Origin of the sequence: Arthrobacter sp. NPDC093128, from assembly GCF_040683875.1 — a bacterium.
Lineage (GTDB): Bacteria > Actinomycetota > Actinomycetes > Actinomycetales > Micrococcaceae > Arthrobacter.
Window position 1 is genome coordinate 106,424 of sequence record NZ_JBFBEY010000004.1, and the last position, 21,240, is coordinate 127,663.

Consider the following 21,240-nt stretch of genomic DNA (forward strand, 5'->3'; position numbering starts at 1 on the left):
TGAGGGGGCTGCGATGAGTGAATCACGTGTGGGTCTGGTAATCGAGGACGACCACGACATCCGTGAACTGGTGCGGGTTGTGCTGGTCCAGGCCGGGTTCGATGTCCAAGTGGCCAGCAGCGGGGCGGCCGGTGTCGTAGCGGCCAAGGAGCTCAATCCCGCGGTCATCACCCTGGACCTGGGGCTGCCGGACATTGACGGCTTCGAAGTCGCCCGCCAGATCAGGGAGTTTTCCGACGCCTACATCGTCATGCTGACGGCGCGTGCCGAGGAACTGGATACCCTCATCGGCCTGGAATCAGGGGCTGACGACTACCTGACAAAGCCCTTCCGTCCCCGGGAATTGCGCGCACGAGTCGCCGCCATGATGCGGCGTCCGCGTTCGACGTCGGACTCCTCTGCCGGTGGCAAGGCACCTGCCGCAGCGGGCGGCACCGGCCACACGCTGACGCACAACGGCCTTGAGTTCAGCTACGAGGCGCGGACCGTGAGCGTGGACGGGCGCGAACTGCACCTGACCCGCACTGAATTCGACCTTCTGCACGCCCTTCTTGAGGCCGGACGGATGGTGCGGACCAAGTCGGAACTGGTGAAGCGCCTGCGGGACGAGCCGTACGACGTCGGCGGCTACATCTCCGAAGCCGACGAACGGTCCGTTGAAGTGCACATGGGAAACCTCCGCAAGAAGCTGGGCGACAGCCCGCAGAATCCGCGGTGGCTCCAGACTGTCCGCGGCGTTGGATACAGGTTGGCCCCGGCCGAACGCTGACTGCCAAGAGTTGCGCCCGTGCTCTGCGGCCGCTAGCTCCGGGCGCGCTGGGCCGCGGGCTTAGGGCGCTGGGCTCAGGCCGCGACGGCGGCGGAGAGCCCGGCCACCGTCTGGCCCGTGCAGGCGTCCATGCTTTCCAGAAGAGCCAACTGGAGTAACGCAGGCTGCTCTCCGGGGATCCCCGGAGAGGTCTCCAGGTGCCTCAGGATGGTCTCGAGTTCGTCAGCGAGCATCCCCAGATACGCCGCCCCGACCATCTGGCTGGACGTCTTGACGCTCAGCACGGCGTCCATGGCCGCATCCAAATCCATGGCTTCCACGGCATGCCGGAGCCGGTCCAGCCGTCGGGGCAATTGCTGGATGTAGCTGTTGACGAACACGACGCAGTAGTCCGGGTCAGGCTCGAGTTCGCAGCGGAGTGTTTGAAGCACGGCGGGGTCAACGTACGGCTGGCTGGCGCCATCCTGTCCATCCATTGGACACCCCTTCCCTTTGCCTCGCACAGCTGGGATAGCGGGTGCGGACATAAACCTTGCCTCTTTTACAGTAGGGCTCCCGCGGCTGCGGAATGCGTTTTCCAAAAAAATTTGCGCCAATCTTGATCGGACTGGCCCGCTTGAGCTTTAGGATCGGGACAAGTGCCTGTCGGCACCGAACTGACCTGTGGTCTTCCGGCCACCAGCCGATTGCGGGGATCGCTTTGTTCAGGACCGTGAAGAGACTTCTTGTCGGCCTTCTCGTCGGGCTGGGACTGACCTTGGCGGCCATCCAGCCCGTCCAGGCAGCGCCGGCGGCCGCACAGATTTCACTCAACCCGAATACAGGACCGGCAGGGTCCTCGGTGACAGTCAGTGGAACAGGGTTCAAGGTGTCCACTACAGGAACCGTCATCGTCGGGTCCTCCACCTTTTCGTTCAACACGGCGGCATCCGGTGCCTTCAGTACTTCCATTACGATCCCGGCCGCCGCCACTGGTTCGCTGACCATCACGGCCAAAACCTCCTCCGTCAAAGCATCGTCCGTGTTCAAGGTTGTTGCTGCCCCCGCGCCCACCGTCCCGCCGGTCAGCACCGCGGCGCTGCGCTTTGGAGTGGCCACGCCCGGCGGCCCGCTGGCGAGTGCTGAACTGGACGAAGTGTCGCAGTTGGCGGGGGAGAGCCCCTCCATCGTGCTCTTCTACAAGGACTTCCTCCAGGCGCCGCCCATCACAGAGATGAACGCCGTACGGGCGCGTGGCGCCGTCCCGCTGGTCACGTGGGAACCCTGGGCCTGGGGCGGCGGCCTGGAACAGCCCGCCTACTCCCTGGACAGGATTGCCGCAGGCGACTTTGACGCCCACATTGCGCAGTGGGGCCAGGCCTTGGCGTCGTGGGGCCAGCCCGTCCAGCTGAGGTTCGCCCATGAGATGAACGGCAACTGGTACCCGTGGGCCGAAGGCGTGAACGGAAACCAGTCCGGGGACTACGTCCAGGCCTGGCGGCATGTTCACGACGTCGTTGCCGCGGCCGGTGCCAGCAACGTGTCCTGGGTATGGAGCCCAAATGTTCCCTACTTCGGGTCCACGGACCTTGCCGGCCTGTTCCCGGGCGCCAGCTACGTGGACGTCGTGGCCCTCGACGGCTACAACTGGGGAACCTCGGCGTCGTGGAGCGGCTGGATTTCCCCGCAGGACCTGTTCGCCCCCGGGATAGCCCAGTTGCGTGCTCTGGCACCCGGAGTGCCCATCCTTATCGCAGAGACGGCTTCGAGTGAGGCCGGCGGCTCCAAAGCGGCCTGGAACACCGATCTGGTCAGCTATCTTGGAGCCCAGCCTGATGTCATGGGCTTCGTCTGGTTCCACCTTCAAAAGGAAACCGACTGGCGCATCAACAGCACCGACGCCTCGGCGGCCGCATTCAAAACTGCGTTGGCGGCCCGCCGGGCGTCGTAGCGGCTGGTGCAGGCCGACGCGCGACCCCTTGGGGACGCCGAGCCGCTTAGGGACGGACCCTGCCGCTGGGGCGGGCCAGTGCCAGGAGTGCTGCGCCGATCAGCATAATACCGAGGGCGGTGAGCAGGCCTGCGCCCAGATTGAGCCCGGTGTAGGCCAAAGTGGCGCCTGCACCAGTCGCGGGCATTGCAGCGTTCATTCCGTACATGTTTAGTTGATTTCCTCTGCTGTGTATTGCGCTTCCCAGCGGTCAATCCGCCGCCGGGTGATCTTGCCTGTAAGCACGGCCCACCAGGAGGCCAGAAACCATCCGGACCGGAGCCACATGAAAATTTCCTGCGGGAAGAAAGAAGCCGCGAGGGCAATGTCCTTCCAGTCGCGGTGCGGAATCCGCCGTGCCCGCTTGATGTCCAGAGCCACGAAAAGGATCGGCACCAGCCACCAGAAGAGGACAAACCGGAAAACCCCGAGCACCAGGGACGCCGCCATCACGGCGAGCCACAGGAGCTTGAGGAACACCCCGAGCAAACCCATGGCCTGCTGGCCCCAGTCGCGCAGGGTCAGCCGGTTGACGCCCAGGTCGAGCAGGTCCTCCACCGTGCCCACCTGCCACTTCATCCGCTGGCCCCACAGCGCCTTCACCGACTTCATCGAGTCCGTGTAGGCGCGGACATCCGGGGAGACCTGGCAGGTATAGCCGAGTTCCCGGATGCGGTAGGTGAGTTCGAAGTCTTCAACCTGGGAGGTATAGACCCAAGGGCCTTCGCGGTCGGCCCGGGCTGCGACCTGCCGGAGGACACTGTTGTTGATGGCGCAGCCGGTTCCTGCCAGCACGCTTGTCCGCCCGCGCCGGAGCGCGACGTCGGTCCACGTGGCAAACTCCGCCTTTTGCAGCCGGCTAAGGATGCCGGGATCCTGCATGGTGAATTTCGACGACGACCCGCCCAGGGGTTTTCCGGAAGGCGTCTCTGACGCGGCGAATTCCTGGGCCCATGCTGCCAATGCGTTGGGCGGCAGCACTGTGTCCGCGTCCAGGCAGATCACCACGTCGGCGTCATACGCGTATTCATTCCACGCGAGGTTCAACGCCTCGGACTTGCGGTGTTCGAGCCGCGGCAGTTCCATGACGGTGACGGGGTACTTCCGGGCCTCCCATGCGGTTGAATCCGAGCAGCCGTTGGGGATCACCACGATCCGGTCCGCCGGGCGCCACTGGACCATCAGACCATCAAGGGTGGCACCGATGGAGTTGGCCTCGTTGTACGCGGGGACGAGGACGACTACCCTCAGTTGCCACGCCGCCTCCCGGGAATCCAGGTTCTCCGGCAAAGACGCCGTGGTGGCCGGTAGAGCTGACTGCAAGATGGCCTCTTTAGACGGAGTTCAAGGCCCTCTTTCCGGGCCACTGGATCCATCCTGTTGGCCCTGTCTCAGTAAATGTCCGGGCATAGCCTCAAGATTGCATCAAGGTCTTCGCAGATTTACCGTCACGGATGTTTTGTGGTGACAGGGCTCACGCCAGGAACCGCTCCAGCTGCAGTTCCAAGGCAGAAATGTCCTTGAGCTCGCATTCCCAGACGGTGAGTACCTGCCAACCTGAGGCTTCGAGCAGCTGGCGCTGCTCGGCGTCGCGGTTCCTTGTGCGCGTCCGTTTGGCTTCCCAGAATTCTGCGTTCGCAGTGGGGGAGTGCTGACCCGCCCTGCAGTCGTGGAAATGCCAGAAGCAGCCGTTGACGAAGATGACTTTGTGCCGTCCCGCGAACACCAGATCAGGGTTGCCGGGTAGCTTGCCGCCGCGCGCACTGCCATGCAGGCGGTAGCGGTAGCCCTTCGCGTGCAACAGGCTCCGAACCAACAATTCCGGCTTCGTGTTCTTGCCCCGGATCCTGGACATGTTCCAGCTGCGCAGTTCTGGAGTCAGCCGGTCAACCATAGTTCAAGTCTAGGCGGGCCACATCCGACGCGGCCGGGGCCGGGGGCAGCGGTAGCCTAGAATTCACGCTCCGGCTGCTCGCCGAACTGGAAGTGCCGGCCGCTGAGTGAGACCGGCTCGATCTCTACATAGAAGTCCTTCAGTGTGGGCACCCATGACTTCAAACCGAGTGATTCTGCCGCCGCGATATCGGCAGAGTTATCCAGGACGCGGGCTGTTCCGCGAAGCACCACAGACCACGCCTCATCGGCCAAGATGCCGTCCGCCTCAAGGAGGACTTTCGAGTTGATCGTCAGCTCCGCAAGCTTGTTTCCCGGAGCAGTCCTGAGGTAGAGCTTCCGGTCGCCCACTGCGTAGTTGACGGGGAAGATGTCCGGTTCTCCGGCGACAGTCACTACCAGCCGGCCGTGTTTTGTGCCCTCGAGAAGCCTCCAAGACTGGTCATCGTCGAGATTCAAAATGGGATTGCCGTCTGCGTGTGTGAACATCATGGGCCCATTGTTCCGCCGTCGGCGGCCAAAGGCCAGCGCCGTACGACTTATTCGGATGCGAATGGGAGTTCACCGGCTTTTGGCTCCCGGGCGAGATATTTGTGACTTCCTAACGAGTGCGCCGAGTGGTAAGAACGGAGTCAATGGCTGTGGATAACTTTGAGCCTCAAAGTGTGACCTCGGTTACCCTTTAATAATCGTCCGGATTTATTGGCGGGCGGCTCGGACGTCTTGAAAACTATCGGGGGAATAGCTGCCCATGACATCTCGCATTTCGCCCTTCACACGGTTGCGCTATTCCGCGGCTGCAGTCTTTGCTGCTTCCGCCCTTGTCCTGGCAGCGTGCAATGGCGGCAGCAATCCGCCGGGCAACGACCCGACGTCTCCGCCGGCTTCCGAGTCAGCGTCGGCCCCAGCCACGCCGAGTCCCACACCTACACCGTCCGCTGCCTACAAACCGGCCGACGCCAAAGGCAAAGCCCAGAATGTGCCGGTCCCGGTGCTGCCGGAGGCGGCGAAAGCGGAGACGAAGGAGGGGCTAGAGGCTTTCGCGAAGTATTGGTATTCATTGCTGAACTACGCCTTCGAAACCGGCGACCTGGAACCAGTCAAAGCAGTAACAGGAACCCCTTGCGCGATGTGCGACAAGATATTTCCCGGCATCGTGAAATGGAACGCAGATGGAAGATGGGTCGCTGGCGCGAGCATCACCGTGCACGCTGCTCAGACAAATTTCGTCGAAACTGGGCAAGGGGAGTTTCAGGTTGCGGTTCAGTCGCAGCAATATCCCGGCACCCTCCACAATGCCGATGCCAGTGTCGGTCAAACGGTTCCTGAATCCGGGATGCTAGGCGACCTTATGGTGGCGAAATACGACGGAGGATCTTGGCGGGCGCTCAATGTCGACAGACTGGGCGGGTAATTCGTGGTCGCCTGGGGGAGGCTATCGATTCTCGCTGTTTCTTGCTTGTGGGCTCTTACCGTTTCGAGCGGATTAGTACATGCGGCGGACGGTGATTCCGATCTTTCCTGGTCTGGTCCCGGCATTGGTGTATGGCGCTACGATCCTGGCATCGGGGGTTGGGTGGACAGCCCTCAATCGCCTCCTGAAGATCCGAATTCTTACAAGGTTGAGTATCTTTGCCTGGACGAAGGTCAGAATAACTTCGATGTGGCCTGCCTTGCTGGCGCAGTGAAGTGCACCGAGGGCGAAGATGGTCGTCCTGTTCGTTGGTTCTCATCCCTCAAGGCATTCCAACCGCCGATCTGGACTCAAATGCGTCCAGACCGTTGCGTCTATTCAGAGAAGCCTGAGGACGTGATGGAAAGAATCGCTCAGGAAATCCAAAGCAAGTTCGAGCAGTTACCTGTCCTGGCTGGTGACTCGGTGGCGCAACCTAATCCTCACACACTTCGGGGGGCCGAGACGAACTTCTACGCAGAAGCGAGCGAGCAGTCTTTCACGGTCGATATGTTCGGCCAGAGCGTCTCCATAATTGCAAAGCCAGTGCAGTACCAATGGAACTACGGCGACGGGACTTCCTTCGGGCCTACGACTGTCATGGGCGGCCCACTCCCGCAGGACCGCTGGGGTGAAAAAACGCGCACCAGCCACGTTTACACCCAGACCGGCGATTTCCAGGTGGTGCTTACGACCCACTTCCAGGGGGCGTACTCGGTCAACAACGGCCCACCGCTGCCCATCCCGGGACAGGGGCATTTCAATTCGCCGCCTCAAACCATCAGCGTGTGGCGTTCCGTCACCCGAAACTACGCCGACGACTGCATCAGGAATCCGCAGGGCCAAGGCTGTCCGGGCGCCGCGCCGCGGGCTCCATAAGAGCGTCGCGGCTCCGTAGGGTGCCGCACGGCTCCGTAGGGAGTCGCACCTCTGGCGCGGCCATCGCCGTAACCACCAGCTACGCCTGCAGCTCCCGGTCCACCCGCTCCATCTGCGCCCGAACCAACTGATAGCGCGGATCGTTAGGCCCAACCAGGCTGGCCATTGCCGAAGCTGCTTCAGTATCAGATGCGCCCATGTCACTCGCGCACCACCGCATCATGAGCTGGGCATTCCCGCTTGCTCGGACGGACGCACCCATCGCTTCGTTGAGCTCGTCCCGCATAAGTTCAACAGACAGGTTGACCGAACGGTTGAGCAGCTTTGCAGGGTAAGCGGCCAGGGCGTCCAGCACCCGGCCCTCGCGCAAGTGGCAGGCAACGACAGACGCGTCCGTAACGACGCGGATGGCCGAAGAGAATCGATAGGGGTTGGGTTCTACCACGTTGCCCAGGACGCTGCGGATTCGGTGCATCTCTGTCCTGATGGCTGTTGCGGCACCGTCCTCGCCGTGAAGCCGATACGCCAGTTCGTCGGCGCTCCACCCCTGGGTCCGGGATGCCAGCAGCGCCAGGATCTCCGCGCGGCGAAGAGTCAGCGGAAGCCGGGCACCGCCGTCGACCTCGGCGCTGGGAGTGTCACCCAGCAACCTCAGCATCAGCGTTGAGCGCACTGCGCTCGCGGGCTGCCGCAGGAGGTGGCCGGCGGCCGGGGTGCCGGCCGTCTTCAGCAGTTCCTCCGCCAGCCGAACACCGCAGCGCACCATGCGGAGGCTGTCCGGCGTCACCGATTCAAACGGGCCGGACACATCGAGCACTCCCACGACTTCGCCCGTGAACGGATCGCGAATCGGCGCTGCCGTGCAGGCCCAGTCGTGGTGCATGCGCACCAGGTGTTCGGCACTGAACAACTGCGCCGGTGCGCCGGTCACCAAGGCCTCGCCGATGGCGTTGGTCCCAACGCCGGATTCGGACCAGTCGGCTCCCTCAACAAACTCCAGGGAATCGGCCAGCCGCAGCGCCTGCCGGCTGCCAACCCGCCACAGCACCTCGCCCTGCCGGTCCGTGACGATCAACAGATGGCGGCCCGCGGCGGACTCGTCGGCCAGCAGCTGCGACAAGGCCGGCATCACGGAGGCCAGCCGGTGCCCGGCGCTGAGCGAGCGCGCCTCCGACACGTCGTGCCGGTGAACGGGGCGGTGTTGATCCGGGTCGATCCCCAGAGCCAGCGATCGCTGCCAGGACTTGAGAATGCCTGGCGAAAGGAACGGATCAGGATTGCCCGAAATCGTGGCTTCATGGGCCTTGCGCAGCGTGCGTGCGTACTCCGCCGGCGCAGTAAACCTCAGGTCAGGAAGATAGGTGGCCGCGCCAGTGCCCGTCCGCATCCACAATCTCCCAACTCGTCATCGAAATCGATCCGGCCATAATCCGGAGGCCAACTCCACAATTCCCACGGCAGACACCTCGAGGAACAGGGGGAGAGGGCCATGTCACTCGATTGTAACCCTCGGCGTCTTTTACTTGTGATGCGGGTCACGGGGCGGTCATGGCGAGGCGGACCGGGAGTGGCTCACTGAAAGCAACGGAAAGAGGAATCATGCCTGAGACACCAAACGGCATCGTGGAGGCCTGGCTGGCGCAGTTCGATGAGGCGCTGCGCAGCACCAACACCGATGCCGCCCTGCAACTGTTCGAGGACGATTCGTACTGGCGCGACTTCGTATCCTTCACCTGGAACCTCAAAACACTGGAGGGCAAAGCGGAAATCCAGCGCATGCTGGACACCACGCTCGGCGACGTCCAGCCCGGCAACTGGAAACTCGCGGAGGATGCCACCGGGGACGCCGCGAACACCGAGGCGTGGGTGAATTTCGAAACTGCCCAGGCGCGGGGCTATGCCCACCTGCGGCTCCGCAACGGCAAATGCTGGACCCTGCTCACCACCATGCAGGAACTCAAAGGATTCGAGGAGAAGAAGGGCCCCAACCGGGAGAAGGGCGTGGCGCACCAGATCAGCAAGGGTCGCAAGTCCTGGCTGGAACTCAAGGAGGAGGAAGCGGCAAAGCTCGGGTATGCGGACCAGCCGTACACCGTGATCATCGGCGGCGGACAGGGCGGGATCGGACTTGGTGCGCGGCTCCGCAGGCTCGGCGTGCCCACCATCATCGTGGAGAAGAACGAGAAACCCGGCGATTCGTGGCGGAACCGCTACAAGTCCCTCCACCTGCACGACCCCGTCTGGTACGACCACCTGCCGTACATGAAGTTCCCGGACGACTGGCCGGTCTTTGCCGCCAAGGACAAGATCGGCGACTGGCTGGAGCACTACACCCGGATCATGGAGCTCAACTACTGGTCCAGGACCGAATGCACCAACGCCCGCTTCGATGAAGCGTCCCAGGAATGGATCGTTGAGGTAGTGCGCGACGGCGAACCGGTCACCTTGCGGCCCAAACAGCTCGTCTTCGCCTTGGGCGTCTCGGGTTACCCGAACGTTCCAGCGTTCGACGGCGCCGAGTCCTTCCTGGGGCAGCAGTACCACTCGTCCAAGCACCCGGGCGGTGGAGACTGGACGGGCAAGAAGGCAGTGGTGATCGGCTCGAACAACTCCGCGCACGATATCTGCGCCGATCTGTGGGAGCACGGCGCGGACGTCACCATGGTCCAGCGGTCCTCCACGCACATTGCCCGAAGCGAGTCGCTGATGGATCTCGCGCTCGGTGACCTGTATTCGGAGAAGGCGCTCGCCAACGGCGTCACCACCGAGAAGGCCGACCTCCTGTTCGCATCCCTGCCGTACCGGATCCTGCCGGAAGCCCAGATCCCCGTCTACCAGGAGATGGCCAAGCGCGACGCCGGGTTCTACTCCCAGCTTGAGGCCGCCGGCTTCGACCTGGACTTCGGAGTCGACGGTTCCGGCCTGTTCCTCAAATACCTGCGGCGGGGCTCCGGCTATTACATCGACGTCGGCGCGTCCCAGCTGATCATTGAAGGACGCGTCAAGCTCGCGAACGGCCAGGTCAGCAAGATCACGGGCAATGCCGTAGTCATGAACAGCGGGGCGGAGCTTGAAGCGGACGTCATCATCTATGCCACAGGCTACGGTTCCATGAACGGGTGGCTGGCCGACCTGGTCTCGCCCGAGGTGGCGGACGCCGTCGGCAAGTGTTGGGGGTACGGTTCGGACACGCCCAAGGACCCGGGCCCATGGGAGGGCGAACTGCGCAACATGTGGAAGCCCACCAATGTTGAGAGTCTCTGGATTCATGGCGGCAACTTGCACCAGAGCCGCCACTACTCCAACTACCTGGCGCTTCAGCTGAAAGCCCGGATGGAGGGACTGCCGACGCCGGTCTACGAACTCCAGCCCACCCACCACGCGCGCTGACCCTGGCGGGCCGTGACAATCCAACGACATGCCGTGGATGCGCCTGGCCGGTGCATCCACGGCCCGCAATGCGAAGGAAAACATCATGAAAGCAGCACGATTCCACGCCCGCGAGGATCTCCGGATCGAAGACATTCCGGAGCCGGGGTTGCGCGCCGGAGCCGTGAAGATCGCCGTCGCCTGGTGCGGGATCTGCGGTACGGACCTCCACGAATTCCTGGAAGGGCCCATCTTCACCCCGCCGCCCGGGCACCCCCACGGGCTGTCCAACGAGGCCGCCCCGGTCACCCTGGGTCATGAGTTCTCCGGCACTGTGGAAGAACTGGGGGAGGGCGTTACCGGGCTCGCCATCGGAGACAGCGTGGTGGTGGAACCCTACTTCGTCTGCGACGAGTGCGGCCCGTGCCGGGAGGGCAACTACAACCTGTGCACTCAGTTGGGCTTCATCGGGCTGGCCGGCGGCGGCGGGGGACTCAGTGAAAAGATCGTGGTCGGCTCACGCTGGGTCCACCCCGTCGGCGATATTCCGCTCGACGAAGCCGCGCTCATCGAACCCCTCGCGGTGGCCTATCACGCCGTCGGCCGGAGCGGCCTCAAAGCCGGGGACGTCGCCGTCGTCGGCGGTGCAGGTCCCATCGGACTGCTCACGGCGGCAGTCCTGAAAGGGATCGGCGTCACCACCGTGGTGACCGAGCTGTCCGCCGCGCGCAAAGGGAAGGCGACGTCGTCCGGCGTCGCGGATCATCTGATCGACCCGAGCAGTGACGACGTCAAGGCTCGGGTGCTCGAGCTGACCGGCGGGACCGGTGCGGACGCAGCGTTTGAGTGTGCGGGGGTGAACGCGGTGCTGGACACCATGCTCGACGTCGTGAAGCCCGCCGGCGTGGTGGTCAACGTGTCCATCTGGGGCCGCCCGGCCGCGGTGGACATGCAGAAGATCGTCCTCAAGGAAATCGACCTGCGGGGCACCATTGCCTACCGGGGCGACCATGCGGCTGCCATCAAGCTGGTCCAGGACGGGAAAGTGGATCTCAAACCCTTCATCACCGGACGAATTGCCCTCGAGGACCTGGTGGACAAGGGCTTCGATACGCTCATCAACCACAACGACACGGCGGTGAAGATCATCGTGCACCCTTAGTGATCCCCGTCTCATGCGGAATAGTTGCACGCGCGCCCCAGTTGATCTCAGTGGACCCCATCCGCTTCGAAAGGAACCGCGCATGTTGTTTTCCCCCATGACTCTCGGCGAGCTCGAACTGCCCAACCGACTGGTAATGGCGCCGCTCACCCGCCTCCGCTCCGGCGAGGAGGGCGTGCCCAGTGCGCTCGTTGTGGAGCACTACCGCCAGCGCGCTTCGCTTGGCCTGATCGTCAGCGAGGGCACCTACCCCAGCCCTGCCGGCCGGTCCTACCCGGGGCAGCCCGGCATCGTCACCACCGAACAGATTGCCGGCTGGAAGAAGGTCACGGACGCTGTCCATGCCGAAGGCGGCCGGATTTTCGCGCAGATCATGCACGGCGGCCGGGTCTCACACGAGGACATCAACGGCGGCCACCAGGTCGTCGCACCGAGCGCCATCGCCCTCGAAGCTGAAACCCGTACGTACAAGGGCAAGCAGGCGCACCCCGTGCCGCACGAGCTCACCGCCGATGAGGTGCCCGTGGTGATCCAGGAAATCGTGACGGCGTCAAGGAACGCCATCGAGGCAGGGTTCGACGGCGTTGAGCTGCACTCGGCCAACGGTTACCTGCTGCACGAATTTCTTGCGCCGGACACCAACGTGCGGACGGACGGCTATGGCGGGTCACCCGAGAACCGGGCCCGGTTCGTCATCGAAACCGTCAACGCCGTGGTCGAAGCGCTCGGCGGAAACCGCGTAGGGATCCGGATCTCACCGGCACACGGCGTCCAGGGGATCGCGGAGAACGACCCCGCCGATGTCCGCGCAACCTACGAGGTGCTCGTGGACACGATCGCGCCGCTCAACCTTGCCTACCTGAGCATCCTGCACAAGGAACCGGCCGGCGAACTGGTCCAGGACCTGAAGGCCCGCTTCAGGGGCACGTTCCTCGTCAACACCGGCTTCGGTGTCGTAACCTCCCGCGATGAAGCCATCTCCCTCGTTGCCGACGGCCATGCCGACGCAGTAGTCGTGGGCCGGCCTGCCATCGCCAACCCGGACCTCGTCCGCCGCTGGCGCGAGGGCCTGCCGGTCAACGAGCCGGACCAGGCCACGTTCTATGGCGACAGCGCGGCAGGATACACCGACTACCCCTTCTACGAGGAGTCCCGGAACTAGCCTCTTAGCTCGCCGCTACACGTAGCAAACGCGGGGTCGCATCGAGTCCTATGGCCTGGGGTTATCGGACACGATGTGACCCTGCGTTGTCGTTCCCACCGGCGTTCATGCGAGCGGCTTCGTGCCAGCCCTATAGGATCTGAACATGCAGCGTCCGTCCCAGATCAACAGTCCCGGCACCCGCAAAAGCAGGCCTGTGAGCCGCCAAGTGCTGGCCGACCACGTCTACGAGGAACTGCTGGAATCACTGATGGATGGCCGGCTCGAGCCGGGCGCCACTGTCAGCATTGACGGAACCGCACGGGATCTCGACGTTTCGCCCACGCCGGTCCGCGAAGCGCTGGCCCGGCTCGAGCACACCGGCATGGTCCGCCGCGTGGCCCTGAAGGGCTACCGCGTGGCGCCGGTTTTCACCCGCGAGGACTTTGCCGAGCTTATGGAGGCCCGGCTCGCCATTGAACCGGTGAACGCCCGCCTCGCGTGTGCACGTCTGACCCCGGAACGGCTCGCCCAGCTGGAACAGGCCGTGACGGATCTGAAGACCGCGCCGCGGGGCCCGTCGTTCGCTGAATACCGTGACTACCTCGAAGCCGACGAACGCTTCCACCGGCTTATCGCCGAACAAACCGGAAACCAGTTCATGGTGGCCGCCTACGCTGCGCTGGGAGGCCAGGTGCAGCGGTTCCGACTGTTCGGCGGCGTCGGCATCACGGATGCTGAAAACGCCATCGCCGAGCACCAGGCTGTCCTGGACGCGCTGTCCACGGGGGAACCCGAAAAGGCCGCCTCCGCCATGGCCGAGCACGTCCGGAAGGTCCGCGGCCGCGCCATCGCTGACGCTCCGGAAGGCTAAACCCGCCCTCCCAACCACCACCTGAAGTGTGACCTTGACAACTCTCTTTCGATAGTAAATCCTATAGGAAACAGGATTCGCATAAGGAGTGAACACCATGGCTTACACAGCTGAGAACTGGCCCATTACCGCGGCCCTGCTGCAGTTCCCGGGCGCCGACGCCCAGGGAACCCCGATCAACGACGCCGACGCTTCGGCCTGGGCCGAGGTCCTCACCGAGGTCAAGGACGCCGGTTTCGCCCACGCGGACCTGACGGACAGCTGGGTTCGCCCGGGGGACCTGAGCAGGGAGCGCCTCGCCGAGTTCAAGCAGACGGCGGCTACCGTCGGTATCGGCATCCCGGTGATCTCCGCGATCCGCCGCAGCGTCATCGAGGAAGGCAACTGGGAATCCAACCTGGCCTACAGCCACCGCACCATCGACGCCGCCGCCGAGCTGGGCTGCGAGGTTGTCTCCTTCGGGCTCCACCAGGCATTGACCGCCGAGCAGCAGAAGCAGCTCTGGTTCTGGACGGTTGAAGGCCACAAGGACCCGGCGGGGAACAAGGAAGCCTGGGGCAACGCCGTCACCCGCCTCCGCGAACTCGGCCGGCACGCCGCCGAGGTGGGCGTCCTGCTCTCGCTCGAAATGTACGAGGACACCTACCTGGGCACCGCGGATTCGTCCGTACAGCTGGTCCAGGACATCGGCCTCTCAAACGTCGGCCTCAACCCGGACCTCGGCAACCTGATCCGGCTCCACCGTCCCATCGAGGACTGGCGCGAGATGGTGGCCAAGACCCTGCCGTACTCGAACTACTGGCACATGAAGAACTACATCCGGGACGAGGACGCAGCCCGCGACATGTACGTGACCATGCCGGCTCCGATGGAAAGCGGCCTCATCAACTACCGCGAAGCCTTCAAACTGGCGCTTTCCGTCGGGTTCCAGGGCATCCTCTGCACCGAGCACTACGGCGGAGACGGCCTGAGCGTAACGGCCAGCAACCAGGACTACCTGCGCCGCCACGTCCTCCCGAAGACCGACGGCTACGCGCTTGGACAGAGCCGGGTGGCCCAGGGACGGCAGCAGCCGTCCGCCGTCGAACTCGCCGGCGTCTAAGCGGAGCCGGCGTCTGACTGAAGCCGGCTTCCAAACCCAGCACCGCTCCCAACACGGATTCAATGAGGAACCATGACCCAGATCTTCGACAACCCCGCTGACTTCGCGGATGAGGCACTGGACGGCTTTGTGGCGGCCAACCGCGGGTACGTTGCCCGGGTAGACGGCGGCGTCGTCCGCTCCACCGAGGTGCCTGCCGGCCAGGTGGCCCTGGTGGTAGGCGGCGGCTCCGGCCACTACCCGGCCTTCGCCGGCCTGGTGGGACCGGGCCTGGCCGCCGGATCGGCCTGCGGCAACATGTTCGCGTCCCCGGCAGCCGGCCAGGTCTACCGAGTGGCCAAAGCGGCCAATGCCGGCGGCGGAGTACTGCTGAGCTACGGCAACTACGCCGGTGACGTGCTCCACTTCGGCCAGGCCCAGCTGCGGCTGAACGCGGAAGGCATCGAAACGCGCACTGTCCTTGTCACGGACGACATCGCCAGCGCGCCGCTTGACCAGATCGAAAAGCGCCGCGGCATCGCCGGAGACCTGACGGTCTTCAAGATCGCCGGCGCCGCAGCCGAAGCGGGGCTGGACCTCGACGCCGTCGAACGGCTCGCCATCCGCACCAACTACCGCACCCGTTCCCTCGGCGTGGCCTTCGACGGCTGCACCCTCCCGGGAGCGGAGGCACCGCTGTTCCATGTGCCCGCCGGCCAGATGTCGCTGGGCCTGGGCATCCACGGCGAACCGGGAATCTCCGAACACCCTATGCCCACCGCCTCCGAACTCGCCGAACTGCTCGTCTCCCGGCTCCTCGCGGACAAGCCCGACGACGCCGGGGACCGCGTGGTGGCCATCGTCAACGGCCTGGGCACGGTCAAGTACGACGAGCTGTTCCTGCTGTTCGGCAAGATCGAAAAGCTCCTGACCGGGGCCGGCCTGACTGTGGTGGAACCGGAATGCGGCGAGCTGGTCACCAGCCTGGACATGTCCGGGCTCTCCCTGACCCTGCTGTGGCTGGACGACGAACTGGAGCAGTTCTGGGCAGCCCCGGCCGACACCCCGGCCTTCCGCAAGGGCAGCCTCGCCCCGCGGGCACGCCGCGAACTGGCCGGACCGGAGGACGCCGTGGCCGCCGCATCGGAGGAAACGACGGCGGCAGCAGCGGACCTGGGCCGGTTCGCAGCCGCCGTGCTCGCCCAGGTGCAGGGCGTCGTCGTCGAACACGAAGAGGAACTGGGCAACCTGGACGCGATCGCGGGCGACGGCGACCACGGCATCGGCATGCGCCGCGGCGTGGACGCGGCAGCCGCCGCAGCACAACAAACCTCTGCGGCGGGGGCATCGGCAGAACGCGTGCTCACCGCTGCCGGGGAGGCCTGGAGCGAACGCGCCGGCGGAACCTCCGGGGCCCTGTGGGGATCCGCGGTGATCGCCGCCGGACTCGCGCTCGGCAACAGGGACGCGTACCGCGGCGAGGATGCTGCGGCCGCCGTCACGGCTTTCGTGAACGCAATCACCGCCCTCGGCAAGGCCGAACCGGGGGACAAGACCATGGTGGACGCGCTGCTTCCCTTCAAGGACACCTTCCTGGCAGCGTTCGACGGCGGCACTCCCGTCGCCGGCGCCCTCGCCGCCGCAGCGACCGCCGCACAGGAGGCGGCGGACGCCACCGCTTCGCTCCGGCCACTCAAGGGCAGGGCACGGCCGCTGGCGGAAAAGAGCCTGGGCCATCCCGATCCCGGCGCTGTGTCCTTCGGGCTGATCGCTACCCGGATCTCGAACTACCTCGATTCCGAACTGACTGATCCACAACCGTCTGATTCCCACCTGGCCGCTGCGGCCGGAAATGGAGCACACCCATGAGCACCAGTACTGCGGCCGGATGGCGCATCGTCATTGGCAACGATGAAGCCGGCGTCGAATACAAGGAAGCGCTGAAGGCGCTCCTCGAAGCGGACAGCCGCGTGGCGTCCGTTCTGGACGTGGGCGTCGGAGCGAACGACCCGACCGCGTACCCGCACGTCGCCGTCGATGCCGCCCGTAAGGTGGCCGACGGCGAAGCGGACCGGGCGCTGCTGATCTGCGGTACCGGGCTGGGGGTGGCCATCGCAGCCAACAAGGTACCCGGGATCCGCGCAGTCACCGCCCACGACGGCTACTCCGTGGAACGCTCCGTGCTGAGCAACAACGCACAGGTCCTCACCATGGGCCAGCGCGTCATCGGCCTGGAACTGGCCAAGAAGCTGGTGGGCGAATGGCTCGACTACCGTTTCGATGAGACCTCATCCTCCGCCGCCAAGGTGGACGCCATCTGCTCCTACGAGCCCGACTACACGAAGGCAATCTGATCATGACCGAAACAGCAAGCACCCCCACCACCGCAGCCGCCGGCGCGGCAAACAGCGCCCGGAAGATCGCCGTCGTCGGCTCCGGCTACATGGGCGGCGGAATCGCGCAGGTCCTGGCCCTCGGCGGTGCCCGCGTGGCGCTCGCCGACGTGTCCGCAGAAGTGGCACAGAGCAACTTCGACAGGCTCCTGGCGGAGTCGGACCAGTTCGTGGCGGACGGCCTCTTCCCCGCCGGTTCCACCGAAATCCTGAAGCAGAACCTCTGGGCCGCCAAGGACATCGAGGAAGCCGTCGCTGACGCCGACTTCATCGAGGAAGCCGTCCCCGAAGTCATCGCCATCAAGCACCAGACGCTGGCCCGCATCAGCGCCGCCGCTAGGCCGGACGCCATCATCGGCTCCAACACCTCCACCATCTCCATCGCCGAACTGTCCGAGCCGGTTACCAACCCGGAGCGGTTCCTCGGCGTGCACTTCTCCAACCCGTCGCCGTTCATCCCCGGCGTCGAGATCATCCCGCACGCCGGCACCTCGGCCGGAACCGTCGGCGCAGTCCGCGACCTGGTGCACGCCGCCGGCAAGCAGACCGCCGTCGTCAAGGACGTCACCGGCTTCGTGCTCAACCGGCTGCAGTACGCGCTGTTCCACGAAGCCGCGCAGCTGGTGGAGCAGGGCATCGCAACCGCGGACGATGTGGACACCCTGGTCCGCACCACCTTCGGCTTCCGGCTGCCGTTCTTCGGACCGTTTGCCATCGCGGACATGGCCGGGCTGGACGTGTACAACTTCTGCTACAAGTCCCTCCAGACCGACTTCCCGGAGCGGTTCGCCACTCCGAAGATCCTCAGCGACCTGGTGGACGCCGGGAAGCTGGGCACCAAGACCGGCGCGGGCTTCCTCAACGTCCCGGCCGAGCGCACTCCCGAACTGATCGCCTACCGCAACAAGGCCTACGTGGCCATGCAGAAGCTGATCGACGAGCTCGGCCCGGCCCCCATCAACTGAGCGCGTCCCTTACTCTTCGCATCTTCCAGGAGCAACCATGAGCATTTTCCCCGCAGAACGCACGGCAATCGTCACCGGAGCCGTCTCCGAGCGCGGCATCGGCCGGGCCACAGTTAACTACCTCGCCGCACAGGGCTGGAACATCGGCATCATCGACCTCGACGACGGCCTGTGCAAGGCCACCGCCAAGGAACTCGTCGCCCAGTACGGCGTCCAGGCCCACGGTGTCGGCGCCAACGTCGGCGACGAAGCGTCCGTCCGCGCCGCGATCGACGAGATCGAAGCGGAACTGCCGCAGGTCGTGGCCCTCGCCAACGTGGCTGGCGTCAGCTCGCCGGTTCCGTACCTGGAACTGGACGCCGCCGAATGGGACCGCGTCCTGAACATCAACCTCAACGGCGTCCATTACGCCACCCGCCGGGTGGCCGAATCCATGGTGAAGCACCGGATCGGGCGCATCGTCAACATCTCCTCCGTGTCCGCCCAGCGCGGCGGCGGCACCTTCTCCAAGACGCCCTACTCGGTGGCCAAGGCCGGCGTGATCGGGCTGACCCGGTCCACCGCCCGCGAACTGGGGGAGTACGACATCACCGTCAACGCCATCTCCCCGGGCCCCATCGACACCGACATCATGGGCGGCACCCTCAGCCAGGAACGCAAGGACGAACTCACCAAGGACCTCGTGGTCAACCGGGTCGGATCCACGCGCGACATCGCAGCAGCCATCGCCTTCCTCATCAGCGAGGACGCCGGGTACATCTCCGGCCAGACGCTGAATGTCGATGGCGGACTCTACATGCATTAGGAACGGACAGCCATGGCACAGCACAGCAAACCCGCCGCACCCGCTGCGGCAGCCGCCGGGCTCAGGTCCTGGAGCCGTGAACGCCGGATCTACCTCGCCGTCGGCATCCTTGCCTGCATCGCCGGCGTCCTCATCATCGCGTTCTCCCGCTAGGACCCGAGGGGCCCACCTTCGTTCGCACCTGATTTACTCAAAGAGGAGTTTTGATGTCCCTAACAGCAACTTCCACCAAGGAGCTCCTGGATTCGCCGATCCTCAAATCGGCGATTTCCAAGGCCTCGTTCCGGCTCATGCCGATGCTCGTCATCCTGTACGTCGTCGCTTTCCTGGACCGCACCAACGTGGGCTTCGCTGAAGCCGCGCTCGGTGTGGACCGCGGTATCACGGCCGGTGCGTACGCCCTTGGCGCGGGCATCTTCTTTATCGGCTACGCACTGTTTGAAATCCCCAGCAACCTGCTGCTGACCAAGTTCGGCGCCAAGATGTGGCTGGCACGCATCGCCATCACCTGGGGCATCGTGTCCGCGTGCTTCGCCTTCGTCCAGGGCGAGACCTCCTTCATCATCCTGCGCTTCCTGCTCGGCGTGACTGAGGCGGGCCTCTTCCCGGGCGTCATCATGTTCCTGGCGGCCTGGTTCCCGAACAAGGTGCGCGTGAAGATGTTCGCCATCTTCTACCTTGCCCAGCCGTTCTCCCAGATGATGGGCGCCCCGCTGTCCGGATGGCTGATCAATATCGGCGACCAGGTACCCGGTGTGGCCGGCTGGCAGGTCATGTTCTTCGTCGAAGGCATGCTTGCGGTCCTGGCCGGCATGGCGGCCTACTTCTTCCTGATCAACAGCCCGCAGGACGCAAAGTTCCTGAACCCGGGCGAAAAGAAGGCGCTGCTGGACGTCATGGCGCTGGAGGACACGGTCAAGGAAGAAACCGGCCCCCGCGGTGTCCTTGCCGCCATGAAGAACCGCAAGGTCTGGTACTTCACGGCCATCTACTTCTGCCTGCAGATAGCGGTCTACGGCGTGACGTTCTACCTGCCGCAGCAGGTGGCCCAGCTGACCGGCCAGAAGGTGGGCATAATGGTGGGCCTGCTGGCAGCCATCCCGTGGTTCTTCGGCATCTTCGCCTGCTACTTCATCGGCAAGGCTGCCAACACCATAGTCCGCCGCCGCGTCTGGGGCACCGGCCTCTTCATTTCCACGGGCCTGTGCATCTTCGGCTCGGCCTGGGCCGGAGCCAACCACATCCCGGCGCTCGGCATCATCTTCATCACCCTGGCCGTCTGCAGCTTCCTGTCGATCGGACCCATCGCGTGGTCCTACCCGACGGCGTTCCTCACCGGAACAGCAGCCGCTGCGGGCATCGGCCTGATCAACTCGCTGGGCAACCTGGGCGGTTTCGTCGCCCCGATCCTGCGCACCACGGTCAACCAGGTCACGGCGTCCGACACCGGAACCATGGGCGTCTACGCCCTCGGCGTCCTGCCGTTCGTGGCCGCCGTCATGATGTACGCCACCAAGCGGTTCCAGAACAAGGCCGACGAACTGCTGGAGAAGTAGGTCCGGAAGGAAGTTTCGGACACAAGCTCCGGACTCCGTCACCAGCCAGGCGGCCGTCAGCCTCCGCCCCAGCGAGAAAGCAAGACACATGCAGCGCGCTTCAGCCAGCCAGTCCCCGGGTTCCATTACCGCACGACCGGATGCCTACGACCGCACCATCTACGTGGGCGTCAGCACCAAGATGTACTTGGGATATCGGGACAGCCTGGACTGGCTGGAGCAGTTGCGGCACCAAGTGGACTCCCGTCCGGCCCTCGCGGCCGGGCGGGTTGTCCCGTTTGTCATCCCGTCCTTCCCGGTGCTCCCGGCAGCTGCAGGAGTGTCGGACGGGTCACCGCTGGTCCTGGGCGCGCAGAACTGCGGCTGGGCCGACGGGCCATGGACCGGTGAGGTGGCACCGTCCATGCTCGCGGAGCTCGGCGTCGGCCTGGTGGAGATCGGCCACGCAGAACGTCGCGCGCACTTCGGCGAAAACGACGCGGTGGTGGCGCTCAAGGTACGCGCCGCGGACGACGCCGGGCTGACGCCGCTGCTCTGCGTCGGTGAAGTATCAGTGGTCGGGGACTCAGCCGGCGAGCCTGCCGCCGGCGGCGCCCTTGCGGCCGACTTCGTGTACCGGCAGATCAAGGCCGCGGTTGGGGGCGACTGGGCGCTGGCCTCGCGCCTGATCGTTGCCTACGAGCCTGTCTGGGCCATCGGCGCCGCCGAGCCGGCTGACGCCGGCTACGTGTCCGACGTCGTGAGTCACCTCCGGGCCCTGCTCGCCGTGCACGGACTTCAGGATCTTTCGGTCATCTACGGCGGTTCTGCCAAGCCCGGCCTGTTGCCCCGGCTCGGCGGGGTGTCCGGGATCTTCCTTGGCCGCTTCGCGCACGACGCCGCGAACTTCGGCAGGGTGCTGGATGAGGCGCTGCTGATCGCCGCCAGGTAG

General features: G+C 64.9%; 22 protein-coding genes. 16 read left to right on the forward strand and 6 right to left on the reverse strand.

All coding sequences use genetic code 11. From position 1 onward, the window contains the following. Window positions 1–13: 13 nt before the first annotated feature. Window positions 14–769, forward strand: a complete 756-nt coding sequence (locus tag AB0N24_RS06220) for a response regulator transcription factor (RefSeq protein ID WP_214950543.1) — start codon at window positions 14–16, stop codon at window positions 767–769. A 74-nt stretch (window positions 770–843) separates the two neighbouring features. On the opposite strand, the gene AB0N24_RS06225 is transcribed toward AB0N24_RS06220, so the two are convergent. After that, the gene (locus AB0N24_RS06225) at window positions 844–1,245 is read right to left on the reverse strand and encodes an Hpt domain-containing protein (protein ID WP_364121890.1); all 402 of its coding nucleotides are present in this window, start codon (window positions 1,243–1,245) and stop codon (window positions 844–846) included. 236 nt (window positions 1,246–1,481) lie between these two features. Between AB0N24_RS06225 and AB0N24_RS06230 the strand changes: the two genes are divergently transcribed. After that, window positions 1,482–2,699, forward strand: a complete 1,218-nt coding sequence (locus AB0N24_RS06230) for a glycosyl hydrolase (protein WP_364121892.1) — start codon at window positions 1,482–1,484, stop codon at window positions 2,697–2,699. A gap of 46 nt (window positions 2,700–2,745) precedes the next feature. Here the strand turns inward: AB0N24_RS06230 and AB0N24_RS06235 are convergent, their stop codons facing one another. The 4 genes from AB0N24_RS06235 to AB0N24_RS06250 all read right to left on the reverse strand — a co-directional run bounded on the left by AB0N24_RS06235 (window position 2,746) and on the right by AB0N24_RS06250 (window position 5,123). Continuing rightward, window positions 2,746–2,898 (reverse strand): hypothetical protein, encoded by a 153-nt coding sequence (locus tag AB0N24_RS06235; RefSeq protein ID WP_364121895.1) that lies wholly within the window; start codon window positions 2,896–2,898, stop codon window positions 2,746–2,748. Window positions 2,899–2,909: 11 nt separating this feature from the next. Next, window positions 2,910–4,061 (reverse strand): glycosyltransferase family 2 protein, encoded by a 1,152-nt coding sequence (locus AB0N24_RS06240; protein ID WP_364121898.1) that lies wholly within the window; start codon window positions 4,059–4,061, stop codon window positions 2,910–2,912. Between the two features lie 151 nt (window positions 4,062–4,212). Further along, window positions 4,213–4,632, reverse strand: coding sequence for a very short patch repair endonuclease (locus AB0N24_RS06245; RefSeq protein ID WP_364121901.1), 420 nt, complete (start codon window positions 4,630–4,632; stop codon window positions 4,213–4,215). Between the two features lie 56 nt (window positions 4,633–4,688). Then, window positions 4,689–5,123: a pyridoxamine 5'-phosphate oxidase family protein gene (locus AB0N24_RS06250; protein WP_364121904.1), complete on the reverse strand. Its 435-nt coding sequence runs from the start codon at window positions 5,121–5,123 to the stop codon at window positions 4,689–4,691. Window positions 5,124–5,382: 259 nt separating this feature from the next. On the opposite strand from AB0N24_RS06250, the gene AB0N24_RS06255 reads away from it, so the two are divergent. Together AB0N24_RS06255 and AB0N24_RS06260 are read left to right on the forward strand one after the other, a co-directional pair. Continuing rightward, a complete protein-coding gene (locus AB0N24_RS06255) occupies window positions 5,383–6,045 on the forward strand; it encodes a DUF6318 family protein (RefSeq protein WP_364121906.1) in 663 nt (220 codons plus the stop codon). 162 nt (window positions 6,046–6,207) lie between these two features. After that, window positions 6,208–6,963 carry a hypothetical protein gene (locus AB0N24_RS06260; protein ID WP_364121909.1) on the forward strand — a complete coding sequence of 252 codons (756 nt, stop codon included), beginning with the start codon at window positions 6,208–6,210 and terminating at the stop codon, window positions 6,961–6,963. Window positions 6,964–7,042: 79 nt separating this feature from the next. On the opposite strand, the gene AB0N24_RS06265 is transcribed toward AB0N24_RS06260, so the two are convergent. After that, on the reverse strand, window positions 7,043–8,350 hold the full coding sequence (locus AB0N24_RS06265; RefSeq protein WP_364121912.1) for a GAF domain-containing protein: 1,308 nt from the start codon (window positions 8,348–8,350) through the stop codon (window positions 7,043–7,045). 212 nt (window positions 8,351–8,562) lie between these two features. On the opposite strand from AB0N24_RS06265, the gene AB0N24_RS06270 reads away from it, so the two are divergent. The 12 genes from AB0N24_RS06270 to AB0N24_RS06325 all read left to right on the forward strand — a co-directional run bounded on the left by AB0N24_RS06270 (window position 8,563) and on the right by AB0N24_RS06325 (window position 21,240). Continuing rightward, window positions 8,563–10,353, forward strand: a complete 1,791-nt coding sequence (locus AB0N24_RS06270; protein WP_364121915.1) for an NAD(P)/FAD-dependent oxidoreductase — start codon at window positions 8,563–8,565, stop codon at window positions 10,351–10,353. A gap of 85 nt (window positions 10,354–10,438) precedes the next feature. After that, on the forward strand, window positions 10,439–11,494 hold the full coding sequence (locus AB0N24_RS06275; protein ID WP_364121918.1) for a 2,3-butanediol dehydrogenase: 1,056 nt from the start codon (window positions 10,439–10,441) through the stop codon (window positions 11,492–11,494). An 82-nt stretch (window positions 11,495–11,576) separates the two neighbouring features. Beyond that, window positions 11,577–12,656 (forward strand): alkene reductase, encoded by a 1,080-nt coding sequence (locus AB0N24_RS06280; protein WP_364121921.1) that lies wholly within the window; start codon window positions 11,577–11,579, stop codon window positions 12,654–12,656. A 145-nt stretch (window positions 12,657–12,801) separates the two neighbouring features. After that, window positions 12,802–13,509, forward strand: a complete 708-nt coding sequence (locus AB0N24_RS06285; RefSeq protein WP_364121923.1) for a GntR family transcriptional regulator — start codon at window positions 12,802–12,804, stop codon at window positions 13,507–13,509. A 97-nt stretch (window positions 13,510–13,606) separates the two neighbouring features. After that, the gene (locus AB0N24_RS06290) at window positions 13,607–14,611 is read left to right on the forward strand and encodes a sugar phosphate isomerase/epimerase family protein (RefSeq protein ID WP_364121926.1); all 1,005 of its coding nucleotides are present in this window, start codon (window positions 13,607–13,609) and stop codon (window positions 14,609–14,611) included. A gap of 72 nt (window positions 14,612–14,683) precedes the next feature. After that, the gene (gene dhaL, locus AB0N24_RS06295; protein ID WP_364121929.1) at window positions 14,684–16,459 is read left to right on the forward strand and encodes a dihydroxyacetone kinase subunit DhaL; all 1,776 of its coding nucleotides are present in this window, start codon (window positions 14,684–14,686) and stop codon (window positions 16,457–16,459) included. Beyond that, window positions 16,456–16,944: a ribose-5-phosphate isomerase gene (locus AB0N24_RS06300; RefSeq protein WP_364121932.1), complete on the forward strand. Its 489-nt coding sequence runs from the start codon at window positions 16,456–16,458 to the stop codon at window positions 16,942–16,944. Before dhaL ends, AB0N24_RS06300 begins: the two co-directional genes overlap by 4 nt. Window positions 16,945–16,946: 2 nt before the next feature. Further along, window positions 16,947–17,948, forward strand: coding sequence for a 3-hydroxyacyl-CoA dehydrogenase family protein (locus tag AB0N24_RS06305; protein ID WP_364121935.1), 1,002 nt, complete (start codon window positions 16,947–16,949; stop codon window positions 17,946–17,948). Window positions 17,949–17,985: 37 nt separating this feature from the next. Next, the gene (locus AB0N24_RS06310) at window positions 17,986–18,753 is read left to right on the forward strand and encodes an SDR family oxidoreductase (protein WP_364121938.1); all 768 of its coding nucleotides are present in this window, start codon (window positions 17,986–17,988) and stop codon (window positions 18,751–18,753) included. A gap of 12 nt (window positions 18,754–18,765) precedes the next feature. Next, entirely contained in the window at window positions 18,766–18,906 is a 141-nt protein-coding gene (locus AB0N24_RS06315) for a hypothetical protein (RefSeq protein ID WP_364121941.1), read from the forward strand. A 53-nt stretch (window positions 18,907–18,959) separates the two neighbouring features. Further along, window positions 18,960–20,309 carry an MFS transporter gene (locus tag AB0N24_RS06320; RefSeq protein ID WP_364121944.1) on the forward strand — a complete coding sequence of 450 codons (1,350 nt, stop codon included), beginning with the start codon at window positions 18,960–18,962 and terminating at the stop codon, window positions 20,307–20,309. 88 nt (window positions 20,310–20,397) lie between these two features. Further along, window positions 20,398–21,240, forward strand: coding sequence for a triose-phosphate isomerase family protein (locus AB0N24_RS06325; RefSeq protein WP_364121947.1), 843 nt, complete (start codon window positions 20,398–20,400; stop codon window positions 21,238–21,240).